Origin of the sequence: Haloarchaeobius lipolyticus (assembly GCF_051208015.1) — an archaeon.
Lineage (GTDB): Archaea > Halobacteriota > Halobacteria > Halobacteriales > Natrialbaceae > Haloarchaeobius.
Window position 1 is genome coordinate 551,732 of record NZ_JBPKGF010000002.1, and the last position, 16,006, is coordinate 567,737.

The following is a 16,006-nucleotide window of genomic DNA, read 5'->3' on the forward strand; positions in this document are numbered from 1 at the left end:
GCTCTCGCCGTTCGCTCCGAGGCGGCTTCGCCGCCTCGCAATCGTTCGGGCCGGCCGTCAGCGCGCGCCGCGATGGCAGTTTCGACAGCAGGGGACGCCACAAAACGCAGTCCCCTCACTCCACTGAAAGACACGCCCTCACACGTCCAGATTGCCTCCGAAACCGTTTTCACTCACTCTCGCGCACACTCGGTATGCCGACCGATTCCGAAACGGGGTACGACCCTACACTCGGGAACAAATTCATCTTCGTGACGGGTGGCGTGATGTCTGGACTGGGGAAAGGCATCACCGCCGCGAGCACGGGCAGACTCCTCAAGAACGCCGGGTTCGACGTGACCGCCGTCAAGGTCGACCCGTACCTCAACGTCGACGCGGGGACCATGAACCCGTTCCAGCACGGTGAGGTCTACGTCCTCAAGGACGGTGGCGAGGTCGACCTCGACCTGGGGAACTACGAGCGGTTCCTCGACATCGACATGACCTCGGACCACAACGTCACCACGGGGAAGGCGTACAAGCACGTCATCGAGAAGGAGCGTGCTGGCGACTACCTCGGGAAGACGGTTCAGGTCATCCCGCACATCACCGACGACATCAAGCGACGCATCCGCGAGGCGGCGGCTGGCACCGACGTCTGTATCGTCGAGATCGGTGGGACCGTCGGCGACATCGAGGGGATGCCGTACCTCGAGGCGCTTCGCCAGTTCGCCCACGAGGAGTCGGAGGACGACCTGCTGTTCGTCCACGTGACGCTCGTCCCCTACTCGAAGAACGGCGAGCAGAAGACGAAGCCGACCCAGCACTCGGTCAAGGAGCTGCGGAGCATCGGGCTCCAGCCCGACGTGCTCGTGGGTCGCTGCGAGACGAAGCTCGACCCCGAGACGAAGGAGAAGATCGCGCTGTTCTGTGACGTCCCGACGAAGGCCGTCTTCTCGAACTCCGACGTCGAGGACATCTACCACGTGCCGCTGATGGTCGAGGAGGAGGGCCTCGACGAGTACGTGATGGACCAGCTCGGACTGTTCTCCCGGGCGCTGCCGAAGCGCGAGCGTGACAACACCTGGCGGAACATCGTCACCCGGGACCGCGAGGGCGAGGTCGACATCGCACTGGTCGGGAAGTACGACCTCGAGGACGCCTACATGTCGGTCCACGAGTCGCTGAAGCACGCGGGTCTCGACCAGCGCGTCGACGTCAACGTCGTCTGGGTCGACGCGGACGAACTCGCGGCCGACGGCGAGGACAGCGAGCACTTCGAGCGGCTTCGGAGTTGTGACGGCGTCGTCGTCCCCGGCGGCTTCGGCTCCCGTGGGACCGAGGGCAAGATCGCGGCCATCCAGTACGCCCGCGAGAACGACGTCCCGTTCCTCGGCCTCTGTCTGGGCTTCCAGATGGCGGTCGTTGAGTACGCGCGGAACGTCCTCGGCTTCGAGGGCGCGAACTCCGCCGAGATGGACGAGGAGACGCCGCATCCGGTCATCGACATCCTGCCCGAGCAGTACGAGGTGCAGGACATGGGCGGCACGATGCGCCTCGGCGCCCACGACACGGATATCGAGCCGGGCACGCTCGCCGAATCGGTCTACGGCGACACCACCTGCACGGAGCGACACCGGCACCGCTACGAGGTCAACCCCCAGTACTTCGACGACTTCGAAGAATCGGAGATGGTGTTCTCCGGCACGGCGGGCAACCGGATGGAGATTCTGGAACTGGAGGGCCACCCGTACTTCTTCGGAACGCAGTTCCACCCAGAGTTCCGTAGCCGGCCGGGACGTGCATCGCCGCCGTTCGTCGGCCTGGTCGCGGCCGTCCTCGGCCGTGAGGTCGGTGCAGAGGCAGAAGAGGAGGAGGAGGAGGTCGAAGCATAATGGTAGACACAGACGAGTTCATTCCGGAAGCAGTCGCAGAGATTCGAGAAGAAATCGGCGATTCGAAGGCCATCATCGCCCTCTCGGGCGGTGTCGACTCCTCGGTCGCGGCCGCGCTGGCTTACGAGGCCATCGGCGACAACCTCGTGCCCATCTACGTGGACACGGGGCTGATGCGCAAGGGCGAGACCGAGCAGATCCGCGAGACATTCGACTACATGCACTCGCTCGACATCGTCGAGGCGCAGGACCGCTTCCTCGACGCGCTCTCGGGCGTCACCGACCCCGAGGAGAAGCGCGAGATAATCGGCGAGCAGTTCATCCGTGAGTTCGAGCGCGAGGCGAAGGCGGTCGACGCGGACTACCTCGTGCAGGGGACCATCTACCCCGACCGCATCGAGTCGGAAGGCGGCATCAAGTCCCACCACAACGTCGGCGGTCTGCCGGACGTGATGGACTTCGACGGCATCGTCGAGCCGGTCCGCGACCTGTACAAGGACGAGGTCCGCGAGGTCGCCCGCGCGATGGACTTAGAGGAGATCGTCGCCGAACGGATGCCGTTCCCCGGCCCCGGCCTCGCCGTCCGCATCATCGGCGAGATAACCGAGGAGAAGCTCGCGGTCGCCCGCGAGTCGAACCACATCGTCGAGGAGGAACTGGAGGAGTACGAGCCCTGGCAGGCGCTCGCCGCCGTCATCGGCAAGGCGACGGGCGTTAAGGGCGACAACCGCGTCCACGGCTGGGTCGTCTCCGTCCGCTCCGTGGAGTCGCGCGACGGCATGACCGCCCGCGCCCAGAACATCGACTGGGAGACGCTCCAGCGCATCCAGTCGCGCATCACGGGCACGAACGAGAACGTCGCCCGCGTGGTCTACGACGTAACTCACAAACCGCCGGCGACCATCGAGTACGAGTGAGACGATGACGAAGGCAATCTTCGCCGGCACGGACGAACACGAACTCGTCGCCGCGCTCGAGGCCGAAGGCATCGAGGTGATAGTGATAGAAGACGTCGCGAACCGCCCCGAGCTCGAGGACGCTGGCATCCACGAGGCCGACCTGTTCGTCCTCACCGACGTCCGACAGGCGACGGCGATTCCGGTCGCGAAGGACCTCAACGAGGACGTCCGTGTGGTCGTCTACACCGATGACTCGCTGCCGGACTTCGTCAGCGGTCAGGAGGTCCTCTCGGTCGACCCCGCGCTGCTCGACGCGGAGACGGTCGCCGAAGAACTGGCACGGAACTGAGGAACAGAACTAGAATCGGTCGGTCGGCAGACCACTCACGGCAGCAGATATTTATTCCGTAACTTGGGTTCTCTGAAGAAATTCCTATCCCGTTAGGTGCCGTCTCTACAGCAGTCATGGCGACACGAAGAGACGTTGTGAAGACGGTCGGTATCGTCGGGACGACCGCGGCCTTCGGCGGGTTCAAAGCGGCCGCTCTCGGCGACGAGGGCGTTTCGCAAGCCGAACACGGCCCGGATGTCCGCCAGGCGGACATCGCGAGCGTCAGGTTCGTCCACGCGGTTCCCGACGCGCCACCCGTCGACCTTCTCGTGAACGACTTCGAGGTCCTCGACGAGTTCGCGTATCGGCAGGTCAGCCCCTACGCCGGCCTCCGGCGCGGAATCTACGACTTCGAGACGCGGGTCGACACCGGCGACAGCATCGTTCCGGGGCCGGACACCTTCCGGAACCTGGATAGCGGCGACTACACCGTGGTCGCTGCCGGCTCGCTCCATCGAGGACCCAGGCCGGACCTACTCGTCTTCGAGGACGACAACTCCCCGGTCGCGCACGACCGGGCCAGATTTCGGCTGATACACGTCTCGCCGGACGCTGATGACCTGAACGTCCGTGTCGAGGGCGCGGGCCGACTCGCTCGCCGGCTCGACTTCGAGGACGCGACCGACTACGTCACCGTGCCGGCAGGTACCGTCGACCTCACCCTGACCCTCACGGGTCGGCGGGGGCGAGGGAGACGGCACAACCGCCGTCACACGGTCACGTTGGCGCTCGCCGGCGGTGCGACGTACACGATCTTCGCCGTCGGCTTCCTCACCGATACGGAGGGTGAATTGACCGTCGGTGGCGAGCAGGGGTTCGCCCTGCTCCCGGTCGTCGACGATATCACCGTCCGCCGGCGTCCGTTCCTCCGGGACGTCTATCCGCGTCGCCGCGGACGGGGCCCGAGACGTGGTCGTCGCGGTCGCTGGGATAACGGCAACCCGTGGGGGCGCGACGATGGCCCGTGGAGCGGCTGGGGCGGCGGCCGTGATGGTGTTGGACCGTGGGGCGGCGGCCGTGATGGTGTCGGACCGTGGGGCGGCGGCCGTGATGGTGTCGGACCGTGGGGCGGCGGCCGAGGTGGTGTCGGACCGTGGGGTCCCTCCGGTGACGGCGAGTAGGTGAGAACGGTCCTCTCCTCAGTCGTCCGGAGCGTCTAACGAGACTTCAGTGGCGGTCGAACCGGCCACAATTCCTTTTCTTACGGCGTTCTATCGGAGGACCGTGTCGACTAACGAGCCGATAGCAACGTTCCGCCCCAATCCGCACGCGACCCTCGCCTTCCCGGGAGCGTACCTCCTCGCCGTCTTGCTCGGCGGTGCGTTCGCTATCGCGTCGAACTCTATCCTCTCGGTCAGCGGCGCACTCCTCGTCGGTGGCGTCGTCTCCGCGGGCGTGATGGTGTCCGTCGTCGGACGGGGATATCTCGAAGCGAGGAGAACGCGGCTCGTCGTCTATCCGGACCGAATCGAGCGCGAACGCGGCAACCGACTCGTACAGACAGTCCGGCTCGACGCCATCGAACTCGTTGCGGTCGAACGGGGGCGAATCGCACGCTGGTTCGACGTCGCGACGTTCGTCTGTTTCCGCCCGGTCGATGGCGACGCACGGTTCTGGTTCGTTAGTGAGCCGTCACGGTTCGAGACGACCGTTGAACGCTGCCTCCGGGAAACAGTTGCAGACCGTACGCGCGACCACGACGCTCTTGCCGAGGTAGGTATCGATTCCGAAGAACTTCCAGACGGGGAGTACTTCATCGCCGCCGAGGACATCACGGGCTACACGGATAGCGGATTCTCGGCCGGGAGAACGTGACTGAGTGTGAGGTGTTCGAGTATCCGCAGGAACGGGCGCTTACCTTTGCGGTTCACCGACCTCACTACAGACGCAATGGTAGCGACCAGACGTACCGTTCTTCGGTCGGTCGGTATCGTGGGGGGAACATTCGCGCTCGGGGGGCTCGGAAGCGCCAACGTACTGGCGCATTATCACGAGGCCAAGGGCAAGGACGAGGACGGTATGGGTGAGACCACGCCAACCATGGCGTCGGTCCGCGTCATCCACGCCTCACCCGACGCGCCCAACGTCGACGTCTACGTCGACGGCGAGAAGGTACTCTCGGACGTGCCGTTCTCGACGGTCAGCGAGTACCTCGATCTCGAACCCGGGAAACATCAGCTGAAAATCACCGCCGCCGGGGACGTGCAAGCGACCGTCTTCGACGCCGAGACGGATATCCCGGAGGGTTCACACACGGTCATCGCGACCGGTGAGCTGAACGATGGGACGTTCAAGCCGATACTGCTCACGGACCCGACCGAGATGGAACTCCAGAACGCCGCCGACCAGGACGCAGCACTCGTCCGGGTCGCCCACGCGTCCCCGGACGCGCCCGCGGTGCAGGTCATCGTCGGCCCCGACAGTGAGGACGCGTCCGACGAGGACGTCGCCGTCATCGAGAGCATCTCGTTCGGTGAATCGAGCGACTACATGACCGTGCCTGCAGGGGCGACCCTCGCTGAGGTCTACCCCGCCGAGGATGTCGAGGCGGAGGCCCTGAAGGAACTCAAACTGGACCTGGAGGCGGGGTCTGCCCACACCGTCCTCGCGATCGGCTATCTCTCCCCGGAGGAGGACCAGCCGAGTATCGAGTTCCTGACCACGGAGGACGGCATCGCTCACTCGGGCGAGGAGGACGAACCCCTCGATGAGGACGAACTCGAGGATGGACCCGTCGACGAGGAGGAGATGGAAGACGGCCCGTTCGACGAAGGGGAGTTCGAAGACGACCCGTTCGACGAGGGTGAGTTCGAGGACGAACCCATCGACGAAGAGGAGCTCGAGGACGAACCCGTCGACGAGGAAGAGCAGGACCAGGGTCCGAAGAGCGGAATCAACTGGTTCAAGTCGATGGGCACGGACACCTGTCCAACCGCCTGACCGGAGCAGAACCGCACGCGTTGACTGACCGTCGCTGAACCGGACCGCACAGACCGGGGGGTGGCCGTACAGACATGGATACACCCCCACCACCGTCTGCCGGGCAGCAGACGTTCTGTTTCTCGACCGTTTCACGCCGTTTCACAGCCGATTTCAGAACTCCCGTCATTCACCGGTTTCGAGCGTGGGGCACAGTTTATGCACCCTCACAACGGTTTCTAACCGTTTAAACCGTGAATTCGGCTGCACGGTCACCCCGGTTCAAGTAGGTATGGCCCCCAGGGTGAAACGGAGGTCACGCTGACACCTCTAATCGAGGCACCCCACCAGACCGAATCCGAAGTGGCCTCCGCCGACACCACCACCACCGTCGGTCGTCACCGACTTCCCCCCACAGTTCGGTTGTCGACATCCCACCCCACCACCCCAAACTGGCTGCCCGCGGTTGGTCCCCGGGCACCACCACCACCACCACCACCACAACGCCCTCCTTTTCCCACCCCCTCACAGCGTCGCTCCGTCCGCCAGTTCACCACGTCCACCACCATCACTAAGCCGAGAGGCGACCAGTCGAAGACATGGGACTCGATAGGTACCCCGAACTCGACCCCGACCCGGGAGCGGTCCTCGACGCCGAAGTCGTCGTCGCTGACGACGTCCTCGTGAAGGCGTTCGCGCTCGGCCCCGGAGCCGAACTGACTCCCCACGAACACCCCGACTCTTCGAACGTGTTCCACGTCGTCGAGGGGACGGTCACGGTCGTCCAGGACGACGAAGAGGCGTCGGTCTCCGCGCCCGGCGTGGTCTTTCACGACCGTGGCGTCGTCCACGGCGCACGCAACGAGAGCGACGAAACGGCCGTGCTGACCGCGACGCTCGCACCGTTCCCCGGCTGACTCTCCGGCGGAAGAGACCGTTCGACGGCGGCGGGACGTCCGGCGAGACCGGCCGATTCTACGACGCCCGAAGAACCGCGTTCTTCACTCCTCGTCTTCGTCGTCGCGACGTGCCAGCCCCACGAGATGCGGCGCCTCGGGCAGGATTATCTCCTTCATTCCCAGCTCGACTGCTGGGCGACTCCCCGGCAGGCAGAACACCAGACAGCCCTGCGAGACGCCCGCACTCGCCCGGGTCGCGACGACCGTCGATCCGATGTCGTCGTAGGAGAGCCGGCGGAACAGCTCGCCGAAGCCCGGGAGCCGTTTGTCGAACAGCGGGTCGATGGCCTCGACGGTCACGTCGTCCGGGGTGACGCCAGTTCCGCCGGTCGTGACGACGAGGTCGACGTCCTTGCGGCCGATGAGCCGGGAGACCGTTCCCTGGACGCCGTCGAACTCGTCTCTGACGAGTTCCCTTACCGCGACGGTGTGACCAGCGTTCTCGACGGCGGATTCGATGACGTCACCCGACGGGTCGTCGTCTATCGACCGCGAGGACGAGACGGTCACGACCGCGAACGAGAGTTCCGTGATGTCGTTTCCGTGGTGGTCGTGCCCGTGACCGCCGTCGTCGCCGTGATGCTCGTGCCGGTGTTCGCCCGAATCGTCGTGACCGTGACTATCGCCGCCATCGTTCATGGCTGCCGGTTCACCCGGAGGACACTAAACCGCGATGTTTCGTCATTCGTCGAACTATAGGCAGACGTTCGACGAATACACAGCGTTTTCACATCCCCCTGTGACGACCTCACTATGCAAGCCGTTCAGTTCAACGAGCATGGCGACGCGGACGTCATCGAATACGGGGACTTCCCGGACCCAGAGATCGACGCCGGCGAGGTTCTCGTCGACGTGAAAGCGGGCGCGCTCAATCACCTCGATATCTGGACCCGCCGGGGGCTCCCGGGACTCCACCTCGAGATGCCACACATTCCGGGGAGCGACATGGCCGGCGAGGTCCTCGAGGTCGGCGCGGAAGTGACGCGGTTCGAACCGGGCGACCGGGTCGCACTACTCGCAGGAGCCAGCTGTGGCAAGTGCGAGTTCTGTCGCACCGGCGACGCCGCCCTCTGTGTGAACTATCACGTCATCGGCGAGCACGTCCGTGGTGTTCACGCGGAACAGGCCGCGGTTCCCGAGGAGAATCTCACGCTGGTTCCCGACCACGTCGACTGGGAGACCGCAGCCGCCGCCCCGCTCGTCTTCCAGACCGCCTGGCGGATGCTCATCGAACGCGGCGACCTCACCGCGGGGGAGTCCGTCCTCGTCCTCGGCGCGTCCGGCGGGGTCGGCCACGCCGCCGTCCAGGTCGCGGACTACGCCGGTGCCGAGGTCTACGCGACCGCGTCCACCGAGGAGAAGCTCCGACACGCGGAGGAGTGCGGCGCCGACCACGTCATCGACTACGAGTCGGAGGACTTCGCGAGCGAGATCCGCGAGCTGACGGGCAAGCGCGGGGTCGACATGGTCGTCGACCACGTCGGCGCTGCGACCTGGCACGATTCGCTGAAGTCGCTCGCACGCGGCGGCCGCGTCGTCACCTGCGGGGCGACCACGGGCGGCCGACCCGAGACCGACATCAACCGCATCTTCTGGAACCAGCTCTCGGTCATCGGCTCGACGATGGCGACCCACGGCTCCGCCGAGACGGCCCTCGAACTCGTCTGGGACGGGACGTTCGAGCCGCGCATCAGGGAGACGCTCCCGATGAGCGAGACCGCCCGCGCACACGAGCTGCTCGAGAACCGTGAGGGCTTTGGGAAGGTGGTTGTAATCCCAGATAGTGAGCTCTGAGGAAGACGACGGCTACGTACACAGACCGGACGACGCGAGCGGGGTCCATCCCGCCAGCGTCGAACGCGACTTCGGCTGGCGCGGCTGGGTGGTCGTCGGCGTCCTAATCTTCTGCCTGCTCGTCGTCCCGATCATCGTCCTCGTCCAGCCGCCGTTCCTCCCGTACTGGGTCGCCTTGCTCGCGTTCCCGATGCTACCGGCGCTGGTGCTCGGTGCGGTTGCAGTCTGGGCGACGACGCGGCCCTGAAAAAGCTCGTTCTCGCGTTTCCCTACTCGAAGTCCCGGCGCATCGCGATCTCGAACCAGGGGCAGAGACGCAGCTGTCGGTAGTACTCCGGGTGGTCGTGCAGGCGCTCGTACGGGACCCACATCAGACCCTCGACCTCCTCCGGGTCGGGGTCGAGGTCGGTGTTCGTCAGGGTCAGCTTGAGGACCGCACAGACCTCGTGCTCGACGCCCGCGTTCTCGAAGTAGCGCTTGTACTCGAAGCGGTCGGTCAGGCGGAGATTGTCGTACTGGTCGGGCGTGATGCCGAGTTCCTCCTCCAGCCGTTCGCGGGTCGCGGCCTCCTGGGACTGTCCCTCGACCGGGTGCGAGGCGACGGTACCGTCCCACCAGGTACCCCAGAGTCGCTTGTCGGCCGCGCGCTGGGCGAGGAGGATGTTGTCGTCTTCGTCGAAGACGAGCGAGGTGAACGCCCGGTGGCGGATTCCCTCGCCCGTGTGGGCGTCGAGTCGGTTGACGAGGCCCTGTTCGTTGTCGTCGGCGTCGACGGCGATGACGTCCTGTGCCGCGTTCTTGTGCGGCAGGTCCTCGCCGACCTGTTCGCTGGAGTTCGGCGTGCTCATGCTCGTACCATCGGCGACCCCCTAAAAAGGGGTGTCGACTTCTCTCAGGGGACGGGGCGATACCGCTCGCCGACGCAGAACCGCATGCAGCGCGGACGAGAGCGGACCGTCAGTTCGTCGGTGGCGATGCGTTCGCCGTCGAGGCTGAACTGGGCGGCCGTGCCACCGTTTACGGTGAGGTGCAGGTGTGGCGCGAGGATACGCGTCAGGTGGTCGGCGTCGCGCCGGAGGAACCGCCTGACCGCCTCGTCGGACGCGAGCGAGAGCCCGGGCCGGTCCTCGATGAGCACCACGTTCAGCATACCGTCCTCCATGTTCGCCTGCAGGCCGGGTTCGCCGACGAACCGTCGACCGTTCCCGACGAGGATGCCGATGGCGTCGCCGGTCCACACATCCTCGCCGTCCTCGTCGCGGACCTCGACGTCCAGCCCCTGGAAGGTCCGGTACTCGTTGAGCGTGGCGATGACGTAGGCGAGCACGCCCCACTTGCGTTTCATCTCCGGGGTCGTCGCCACGCTCGCCTCCGCGGTCAGTCCCCCGACGCAGGAGTTGACGAATGTGTGGCCGTTCGCGTCGCCGAGGTCGAGGTGCCGGCGGCGGCCCGACTCGAGGACCTTGAACGAGTGCTCGATTCCCCTGATTCCGATTCGGTCGGCGAAGTTGTTGCCCGTCCCGGCGGGGACGACGCCGAGGGTCGTCCGCCCCAGCGTGCCCGCGTCGTCGACCGCCGAGACGACCTCGTTGAGGGTGCCGTCGCCGCCGGCGGCGACGACCATCGAGGCCCCGTCAACGGCCGCCTCGTGCGCGAGGTCGTAGGTGCCGCCGGGGCCGGTCGACTCCCGGACAGCGAAATCGTGTGCTTCCGCGAGCTTCCGTGTCAGGTCCGTACGCTTGCCGCCGCCGCTTTTCGGGTTGAGGACCAGAACGCGCTCTGTCATACTCCCATCTCACAGGGCAACGACAAAGACGTTCGTCCACGTTCTCCAAGTGTGTTCACGCTCGACCTGCACACGCACACGCGGTTCTTCCACGGCCAACAGCGGCTTGGCCACGCGTTCGACCCGGTCGGCGTCCGCCTGCTGGCCCAGGTCGCGCGCCACCGCGGGCTCGACGCGCTCGCGCTCACGAACCACGACTACTACACCCCGTTCTCAAACCACGACCCCGTCCTCCTGCCGGGCATCGAGATATCGACGACGGCCGGTCACGTCCTCGTCATCGGCGAGGACCCACCCCGGGAGACGGTTCCCGGGGAGCTCACGCCCGTGAAGGCGGTCGAGATAGCCCACGAGCGCGACTGCGTGGCCGTGATGGCCCACCCGTTCCGCAACGGGAGCATCCGCCACTCGAACGCCGACTTCGACGCCGTCGAGGTGAACGGGAAACACCCCGAGAACCGCGGCCGTATCGAGCGCCTCGCCCGCGAGCGCTCCATCCCCGTCGTCGGCGGGAGCGACGCCCACTTCCCGTTCGAGGTCGGGCGCGCCTACACCGTGGTCGACGCCGAGGAACGGACCGCCCAGGCGGTCGTGGAGGCGATTCGGGACGGTCGAGTACGGCCCGAGACCGAGGTCGGCCCGATGCACCGCGCCCTCGGTCGGCTGTACACGCTCATCCACGACTGGAAGGGCCAGCTCGAGCCGCCGACGAGAGAGCGGTGACGGTATCGACGACAGCCGTGGAGACGTAACTCGGATACCGAGAGACGTCGCACTCACTCGGCTATCGAGCGCGTCAGAAAGCGGTCGAGGACGGTGGACGCGATGGGATGTTGGTGGGATGCCTGTGCCGGTCGGCCGAAGCCGACGCGGCTACCAGCTGCAACTGCACTGCGGTCGCGCCCCGTCCATCGCCGCCGCCAGATGTGACACTGCAGGCCGGGTCTCCCCGGTCTCGGTTCCCCAGATGGCCACCCAACCCTCTCCTTCAGTGGTCTCGGTTCACGCGTGCGGGTCGCTGGTCTGTTGCAGGAGGATCTTCAGACCCTCGTACAGACCGAGTACCGCCGCCCCCGTGAAGAAGCCGACCAGCGCCGTGATGAGTCGAACGTCCTGTGGGATGCCGAACGCCGTCGGCCACAGCGTGATCCAGAAGGTGAACAACAGCACCAGCTGGGCCAACATCATCATCACGAAGGCGGCACCGGTGTTGGTGGTCGCCTCCAGGGTGGCGTGGTCGTCTCCGAATCGTTTGTTCGGGGTGGCCATGTGAACCAGCCAGCAGTTTCTTCGGCCACAAGATATATCTAATTGTTGTGTACCAACTAGTTCTCGTTTCGTATAAAGTTCTGCTCACCGAGTAATCGACCGAACCGCACGACTGCGACCTGTCCTAACGGGTGATTAGCCTCAGCGCGCCGGTGAGTTCGACATGAACGGTGTCGCCACGTGAGTTGTCCGAACGTCGGAGTTGTCTCCGGCGGCCATCAGTAGTCGCGTCCAGAGTCGGTTCCTCACCCAGAGATAGTATCACGCGTGCGAAGACAGCGGACGGCCACTACCCGAGCCGCTCGTCCAGAATCAGCCGCGTCTTCGTCGAGACGACCTCCTCCAGCTCGCGCGCTTGCGTGATGAGTTTGTTGACGCCGCCGGTGTCTGCACAGTCGACGATGAGCACGATGTCCTCCTCGCCGGAGACCTGCCAGACGAAGTCGACCTCCTCCCACTCGGCCATCCGGTCGGATATCTGGGTCGTGTCGACGTCGACGGCGACGCCGACCTCGATCATCGCCTTCACGTTACCCGTCCGGGTCGCGACGGTGAACCGCTCGATGACGTCGTCGCGGGTCATCCGCTCGACGCGGTTGCGGACGGTGCCCTCGCTGGTCCCGACGCGTTCTGCGATTTCTGTGTAGGGTGTCCGTGCGTCTCGTCGGAGGATGTTCAGTATCTGCCGGTCGAGTTCGTCCATGTGAGATGCGATAGTACAGGCCCGCAAAACTTGACCGTTACGAAATTCGTAATCAGATTTCGAAAGTAAGACTTATTTGGCTCCGACGATACGTATCTCGTAATGACGGACGCCTACGTCGCACTGGAGGGTGGCCACGTCGTCGAGGCCCGTGGTCGCTCACCAGGCACAGCCCGTGGCGAACTGGTTTTCACGACAGCGTACACAGGATACGAGGAGAGTCTCACCGACCCCTCGTACGAAGAACAGATACTCACCTTCGCGTATCCCCTCATCGGCAACTACGGTGTCCGACCCGAACGCTTCGAGTCCGACCGCGTCCACCCCCGGGCGGTCGTCGCTCGGGAGCTGACCGACGACGTCGCGGACTGGCTGACCGCCGAGGGCGTCCCCGCCGTGGACCACCTCGACACCCGCGACCTCGTCATCGACATCCGCGAGAGCGGTGCGATGAAGTGCGGCATCGCCGTCGGCGACGACGTGACGCCGCAGGACGCGCTCGACGAACTCGAGAAGTGCAAGACGATGAGCGAGCACGCCGACATCGGCGCGCAGGTCTCGGTCGACACGCCCGTCGTCCACAACCAGACCGGCGACGGCCCGACCGTCGCGCTCGTCGACTGTGGCGCGAAGCGCTCCATCATCGACTCGCTCGTCGACCGTGACGCGACGGTCCACGTCGTCCCGTACGACACGACCCCCGACGAGATAACGGCCATCAACCCGGACATCCTGTTCATCTCGAACGGACCGGGCGACCCCGCGAACTTCGAAGCCGCCGTCTCGCTCGTCGACGAGTTCGTCGGCGAGCTCCCCATCGCGGGCATCTGCCTCGGTCAGCAGATCGTCGCCCGCGCGCTGGGCGGCACCACCGAGAAGATGGACTTCGGCCACCGCGGCGTCAACCAGCCCGTCATCGACACCCGCTCCAACAAGGTCGTCATGACGACGCAGAACCACGGCTACACCGTGGTCGACCCCGGCCCGAACCTCACGGTCACCCAGCGCAACGTCAACGACGACACGCCGGAGGGCCTCGACAACGACGAGCTGAACATCATCACGCGCCAGTACCACCCCGAGGCGAACCCCGGCCCGAACGACACGCTCGCGTTCTTCGACGACGTGCTCAGCATGGTCGACGCGACCGACGGCCGGACGCTGGCCGTTGCTGACGACTGACGAAGACGGATTACGATTCTCGAAGCCGGCCCTCCTCCGACCCGCTACTCCTGCGACGACGGTATCGTATAGTCGGACCGCCTCGCGACCAGTCCGGACTCCGGGCCGCGCCAGTCGACCTCGACCACTCCCTGCGCGCCGTCGGTCACGCAGCGTGGTGAGACGACCTCGAACGTCCTGTTCCGAGCTTCCGGCGTCGTCAGTGCCGCGACCAGGAGCCAGGCGACGTCGCTCCGGCGGACGCTCCCGGAGACGGTGTCGCCGCCTTCGGCGACGACGATGTCGTGAGTCGCGTCGCCACCGTCCGCGCGGCCCCGCCGGATGATGGTGTAGCCCAGCCCCGACGACCGGACGTGGTCTTCGGTCTGGGCGCGGGCGACCAGCCGACGATGGTAGAGGAGGCGGAGCGGGAGGACCATCCCGGGTCGGGAGTCGTCGACGCCGATGATGGACTCGAGGACGATGTAGGAGACGCCCGCCCGGACCGCAGCGTCTACGAGGGTCCGGACACCCGAGCCGACGTCGAGTCGGCCCCAGAAGAGCGAGTGCCAGTTCGGTTCGACAGCGCAGATGACCGCGTCCACGTTGGCGACGGCTCGAGCGGCATCCGACTCGTCGTGAAGGTCACCGACGACGACCTCGTCCGCGCCCGCGGACAGGAGGCTCGACTCGGCCCGTTCGTCGCCGGTGAACGCCCGGACGGCGTAGTCCGTCGGCTCGAGATAGCGCAGGAGGGCGGTCCCAGTCTCACCAGATGCCCCCGCAACGAGCAATCGATAGGTGTCGTGGGTCACGATACCACGTTTCTACCTGCGGCAGGTTAACCGTTCCGTGCAGTTGACTGGAACCCACTCTGTACCGAATGGAGACACGTTCGCCAGCCGCGCTCAGCCGTTCGCACGACCCTCCCCACGACCGGGCGGATTGACGAACAGGGCGTCGGCGAGGGCGACCAGACAGCAGCCACCGCCGACCGTGACGGCCCGGTGGACCGGAATCGAGAACGCGACGGCAGCGACGGCAGCCGTGACGAAGGCGAGCGGGATGAACAGGAGGACGAGGTCGTAGCGGGAGAACGGTCGGCCTGTCGACGATGCATCGAGCGCTGAGCTACTGTCACCCCTTCGCATGAAATCACCGGCGAGACTGTACGACGCTACTCCTCAAAAATATAGCTGGTTCGCCTCGGCCGTCAGGCGTCGACCCGAGCGTACGCCGAGCGGTAGCGCGAGACCTTCCGGTAGAGGAAGTAGCCGATCGCCCCGTCGAAGGCGAGGACGAACGCCAGGAAGGCGCCGGTCGCGACGAGTCCGTCGAACACGCCGAACGGCAGAGTACTGACCAGGGAGTTGTACGTTGCGTGGATAGCCGCTGCGAGCAGCAGGCCCTTCACGACTATCGGTCCCCAGTCGTCGGGGTTGAACTTCGCCAGCCCGAGGTAGTAGCCGGCGACGGCGGAGTACAGCACGTGCCCGGGGCCGACGAAGGCTCGCTGGGTCGCCATGCCGATGGCGTCCGTGGTCGGGACGCTCGCCTGGATGGTCCCCGCATCGATGAGCACCTTCGAGATGTACAGAGCGTTCTCGATGGTGGCGAAGCCGAGACCGGCGACGGCGCCGTAGACCGCCCCGTCGACCACCGCGTCGAAGTCGTCCGTCCGGTAGGCGAACAGCCTGACCGAGAGCCACTTGACGAACTCCTCGACGGGGCCGACGACGAGGAAGAAGAACACGACCATCCCGACGAACGGGAGCGCGGTCACGAGCGGCTGGAGCACGCTGTTCACCGTCGCGGCGAAGCTGGCGAACAGCACGGCCAGCAGGAACGTCACCGACAGCGCGAGCACCGGCTCGCGCATCGTCGGGTCGCCGTACCAGATGATTCCCGCGAGTCCGAACGCGGGGATGACCGACGCCAGCGTGAGCACGCCGAGCCCCGGCCGGCTCGCCAGGGCGTACAGGACGAGCCCCATCTGCCCGAGGAACAGCACGAGTGCGAGCAGGATGACCAGCCAGCGAGAGGTGGTCTGGAGCCCGCTGTGGACCGACTCGGCGACCGAGTCGAAGCGTGTCCGTGTCTCCCAGGACGTGACGTCGTACTTGTCGCCCAGTTCGCGTTTCACCGGGTCCTCCGTCTGTTCTGACTCCCCCATTCGTACGCCATGCTTGACGCTCCATGCGGGTAGGAACAGGGCCAAGACAGTTACCCTCGAAGAGGAACGGAGTCAGCG

The 16,006-nt window shown here is 65.8% G+C and carries 19 protein-coding genes; 11 read left to right on the plus strand and 8 right to left on the minus strand.

Annotated features, from left to right (window positions below):
• The first annotated feature begins 194 nt into the window (after positions 1 to 194).
• The 7 genes from pyrG to ACSC1Y_RS05880 all read left to right on the plus strand — a co-directional run bounded on the left by pyrG (position 195) and on the right by ACSC1Y_RS05880 (position 7,000).
• Positions 195 to 1,874, plus strand: coding sequence for a CTP synthase (pyrG, locus tag ACSC1Y_RS05850; protein WP_435333753.1), 1,680 nt, complete (start codon positions 195 to 197; stop codon positions 1,872 to 1,874).
• Positions 1,874 to 2,791, plus strand: a complete 918-nt coding sequence (gene guaA / locus ACSC1Y_RS05855; RefSeq protein ID WP_435333754.1) for a glutamine-hydrolyzing GMP synthase — start codon at positions 1,874 to 1,876, stop codon at positions 2,789 to 2,791. The genes pyrG and guaA overlap by 1 nt, the downstream gene beginning before the upstream one ends.
• A gap of 4 nt (positions 2,792 to 2,795) precedes the next feature.
• Entirely contained in the window at positions 2,796 to 3,122 is a 327-nt protein-coding gene (locus ACSC1Y_RS05860; RefSeq protein ID WP_435333755.1) for a DUF7126 family protein, read from the plus strand.
• A 116-nt stretch (positions 3,123 to 3,238) separates the two neighbouring features.
• On the plus strand, positions 3,239 to 4,285 hold the full coding sequence (locus tag ACSC1Y_RS05865) for a DUF4397 domain-containing protein (RefSeq protein ID WP_435333756.1): 1,047 nt from the start codon (positions 3,239 to 3,241) through the stop codon (positions 4,283 to 4,285).
• Positions 4,286 to 4,388: 103 nt separating this feature from the next.
• Entirely contained in the window at positions 4,389 to 4,979 is a 591-nt protein-coding gene (locus ACSC1Y_RS05870) for a YdbT family protein (protein ID WP_435333757.1), read from the plus strand.
• Positions 4,980 to 5,096: 117 nt separating this feature from the next.
• Entirely contained in the window at positions 5,097 to 6,104 is a 1,008-nt protein-coding gene (locus ACSC1Y_RS05875; RefSeq protein ID WP_435333758.1) for a DUF4397 domain-containing protein, read from the plus strand.
• Positions 6,105 to 6,682: 578 nt separating this feature from the next.
• Positions 6,683 to 7,000, plus strand: a complete 318-nt coding sequence (locus ACSC1Y_RS05880) for a cupin domain-containing protein (RefSeq protein ID WP_435333759.1) — start codon at positions 6,683 to 6,685, stop codon at positions 6,998 to 7,000.
• Positions 7,001 to 7,084: 84 nt separating this feature from the next.
• On the opposite strand, the gene ACSC1Y_RS05885 is transcribed toward ACSC1Y_RS05880, so the two are convergent.
• A complete protein-coding gene (locus ACSC1Y_RS05885) occupies positions 7,085 to 7,681 on the minus strand; it encodes a MogA/MoaB family molybdenum cofactor biosynthesis protein (protein ID WP_435333760.1) in 597 nt (198 codons plus the stop codon).
• A 114-nt stretch (positions 7,682 to 7,795) separates the two neighbouring features.
• On the opposite strand from ACSC1Y_RS05885, the gene ACSC1Y_RS05890 reads away from it, so the two are divergent.
• Together ACSC1Y_RS05890 and ACSC1Y_RS05895 are read left to right on the plus strand one after the other, a co-directional pair.
• Positions 7,796 to 8,836, plus strand: coding sequence for a zinc-binding dehydrogenase (locus ACSC1Y_RS05890; protein WP_435333761.1), 1,041 nt, complete (start codon positions 7,796 to 7,798; stop codon positions 8,834 to 8,836).
• Positions 8,826 to 9,083 carry a DUF7977 family protein gene (locus ACSC1Y_RS05895; protein ID WP_435333762.1) on the plus strand — a complete coding sequence of 86 codons (258 nt, stop codon included), beginning with the start codon at positions 8,826 to 8,828 and terminating at the stop codon, positions 9,081 to 9,083. The genes ACSC1Y_RS05890 and ACSC1Y_RS05895 overlap by 11 nt, the downstream gene beginning before the upstream one ends.
• Before the next feature lie 22 nt (positions 9,084 to 9,105).
• Here the strand turns inward: ACSC1Y_RS05895 and ACSC1Y_RS05900 are convergent, their stop codons facing one another.
• Both ACSC1Y_RS05900 and ACSC1Y_RS05905 read right to left on the minus strand, forming a co-directional pair.
• Positions 9,106 to 9,684, minus strand: a complete 579-nt coding sequence (locus ACSC1Y_RS05900) for an NUDIX hydrolase (RefSeq protein WP_435333763.1) — start codon at positions 9,682 to 9,684, stop codon at positions 9,106 to 9,108.
• Positions 9,685 to 9,728: 44 nt separating this feature from the next.
• Positions 9,729 to 10,622 carry a diacylglycerol/lipid kinase family protein gene (locus ACSC1Y_RS05905; RefSeq protein WP_435333764.1) on the minus strand — a complete coding sequence of 298 codons (894 nt, stop codon included), beginning with the start codon at positions 10,620 to 10,622 and terminating at the stop codon, positions 9,729 to 9,731.
• Positions 10,623 to 10,673: 51 nt separating this feature from the next.
• On the opposite strand from ACSC1Y_RS05905, the gene ACSC1Y_RS05910 reads away from it, so the two are divergent.
• Positions 10,674 to 11,345: a PHP domain-containing protein gene (locus tag ACSC1Y_RS05910; RefSeq protein WP_435333765.1), complete on the plus strand. Its 672-nt coding sequence runs from the start codon at positions 10,674 to 10,676 to the stop codon at positions 11,343 to 11,345.
• Positions 11,346 to 11,624: 279 nt separating this feature from the next.
• On the opposite strand, the gene ACSC1Y_RS05915 is transcribed toward ACSC1Y_RS05910, so the two are convergent.
• Both ACSC1Y_RS05915 and ACSC1Y_RS05920 read right to left on the minus strand, forming a co-directional pair.
• Positions 11,625 to 11,891 carry a hypothetical protein gene (locus tag ACSC1Y_RS05915; protein WP_435333766.1) on the minus strand — a complete coding sequence of 89 codons (267 nt, stop codon included), beginning with the start codon at positions 11,889 to 11,891 and terminating at the stop codon, positions 11,625 to 11,627.
• Positions 11,892 to 12,180: 289 nt separating this feature from the next.
• The gene (locus tag ACSC1Y_RS05920) at positions 12,181 to 12,594 is read right to left on the minus strand and encodes an Lrp/AsnC family transcriptional regulator (RefSeq protein WP_435333767.1); all 414 of its coding nucleotides are present in this window, start codon (positions 12,592 to 12,594) and stop codon (positions 12,181 to 12,183) included.
• A gap of 102 nt (positions 12,595 to 12,696) precedes the next feature.
• Between ACSC1Y_RS05920 and carA the strand changes: the two genes are divergently transcribed.
• The gene (carA, locus tag ACSC1Y_RS05925; RefSeq protein WP_435333768.1) at positions 12,697 to 13,776 is read left to right on the plus strand and encodes a glutamine-hydrolyzing carbamoyl-phosphate synthase small subunit; all 1,080 of its coding nucleotides are present in this window, start codon (positions 12,697 to 12,699) and stop codon (positions 13,774 to 13,776) included.
• A gap of 44 nt (positions 13,777 to 13,820) precedes the next feature.
• Here carA and ACSC1Y_RS05930 read toward each other — a convergent pair whose 3' ends face one another.
• The 3 genes from ACSC1Y_RS05930 to ACSC1Y_RS05940 all read right to left on the minus strand — a co-directional run bounded on the left by ACSC1Y_RS05930 (position 13,821) and on the right by ACSC1Y_RS05940 (position 15,928).
• The gene (locus ACSC1Y_RS05930) at positions 13,821 to 14,570 is read right to left on the minus strand and encodes an NAD(P)H-binding protein (RefSeq protein WP_435333769.1); all 750 of its coding nucleotides are present in this window, start codon (positions 14,568 to 14,570) and stop codon (positions 13,821 to 13,823) included.
• Between the two features lie 93 nt (positions 14,571 to 14,663).
• Complete coding sequence (locus ACSC1Y_RS05935) at positions 14,664 to 14,906, minus strand: DUF8015 family protein (protein ID WP_435333770.1); 243 nt, start codon at positions 14,904 to 14,906, stop codon at positions 14,664 to 14,666.
• A gap of 62 nt (positions 14,907 to 14,968) precedes the next feature.
• The gene (locus tag ACSC1Y_RS05940; RefSeq protein WP_435333771.1) at positions 14,969 to 15,928 is read right to left on the minus strand and encodes a PrsW family intramembrane metalloprotease; all 960 of its coding nucleotides are present in this window, start codon (positions 15,926 to 15,928) and stop codon (positions 14,969 to 14,971) included.
• Positions 15,929 to 16,006: the final 78 nt, after the last annotated feature.

Excerpts from the sequence above, each read along its gene's own strand:
- ACSC1Y_RS05905 (WP_435333764.1), bottom strand. The coding sequence starts at position 10,622 with ATGACAGAGCGCGTTCTGGTCCTCAACCCGAAAAGCGGCGGCGGCAAG.
- ACSC1Y_RS05900 (WP_435333763.1), bottom strand. The coding sequence starts at position 9,684 with ATGAGCACGCCGAACTCCAGCGAACAGGTCGGCGAGGACCTGCCGCAC.
- pyrG (WP_435333753.1), top strand. The coding sequence starts at position 195 with ATGCCGACCGATTCCGAAACGGGGTACGACCCTACACTCGGGAACAAA.
- guaA (WP_435333754.1), top strand. The coding sequence starts at position 1,874 with ATGGTAGACACAGACGAGTTCATTCCGGAAGCAGTCGCAGAGATTCGA.
- carA (WP_435333768.1), top strand. The coding sequence starts at position 12,697 with ATGACGGACGCCTACGTCGCACTGGAGGGTGGCCACGTCGTCGAGGCC.
- ACSC1Y_RS05865 (WP_435333756.1), top strand. The coding sequence starts at position 3,239 with ATGGCGACACGAAGAGACGTTGTGAAGACGGTCGGTATCGTCGGGACG.
- ACSC1Y_RS05860 (WP_435333755.1), top strand. The coding sequence starts at position 2,796 with ATGACGAAGGCAATCTTCGCCGGCACGGACGAACACGAACTCGTCGCC.
- ACSC1Y_RS05920 (WP_435333767.1), bottom strand. The coding sequence starts at position 12,594 with ATGGACGAACTCGACCGGCAGATACTGAACATCCTCCGACGAGACGCA.
- ACSC1Y_RS05885 (WP_435333760.1), bottom strand. The coding sequence starts at position 7,681 with ATGAACGATGGCGGCGATAGTCACGGTCACGACGATTCGGGCGAACAC.
- ACSC1Y_RS05880 (WP_435333759.1), top strand. The coding sequence starts at position 6,683 with ATGGGACTCGATAGGTACCCCGAACTCGACCCCGACCCGGGAGCGGTC.
- ACSC1Y_RS05935 (WP_435333770.1), bottom strand. The coding sequence starts at position 14,906 with ATGCGAAGGGGTGACAGTAGCTCAGCGCTCGATGCATCGTCGACAGGC.
- ACSC1Y_RS05890 (WP_435333761.1), top strand. The coding sequence starts at position 7,796 with ATGCAAGCCGTTCAGTTCAACGAGCATGGCGACGCGGACGTCATCGAA.
- ACSC1Y_RS05940 (WP_435333771.1), bottom strand. The coding sequence starts at position 15,928 with ATGGGGGAGTCAGAACAGACGGAGGACCCGGTGAAACGCGAACTGGGC.
- ACSC1Y_RS05915 (WP_435333766.1), bottom strand. The coding sequence starts at position 11,891 with ATGGCCACCCCGAACAAACGATTCGGAGACGACCACGCCACCCTGGAG.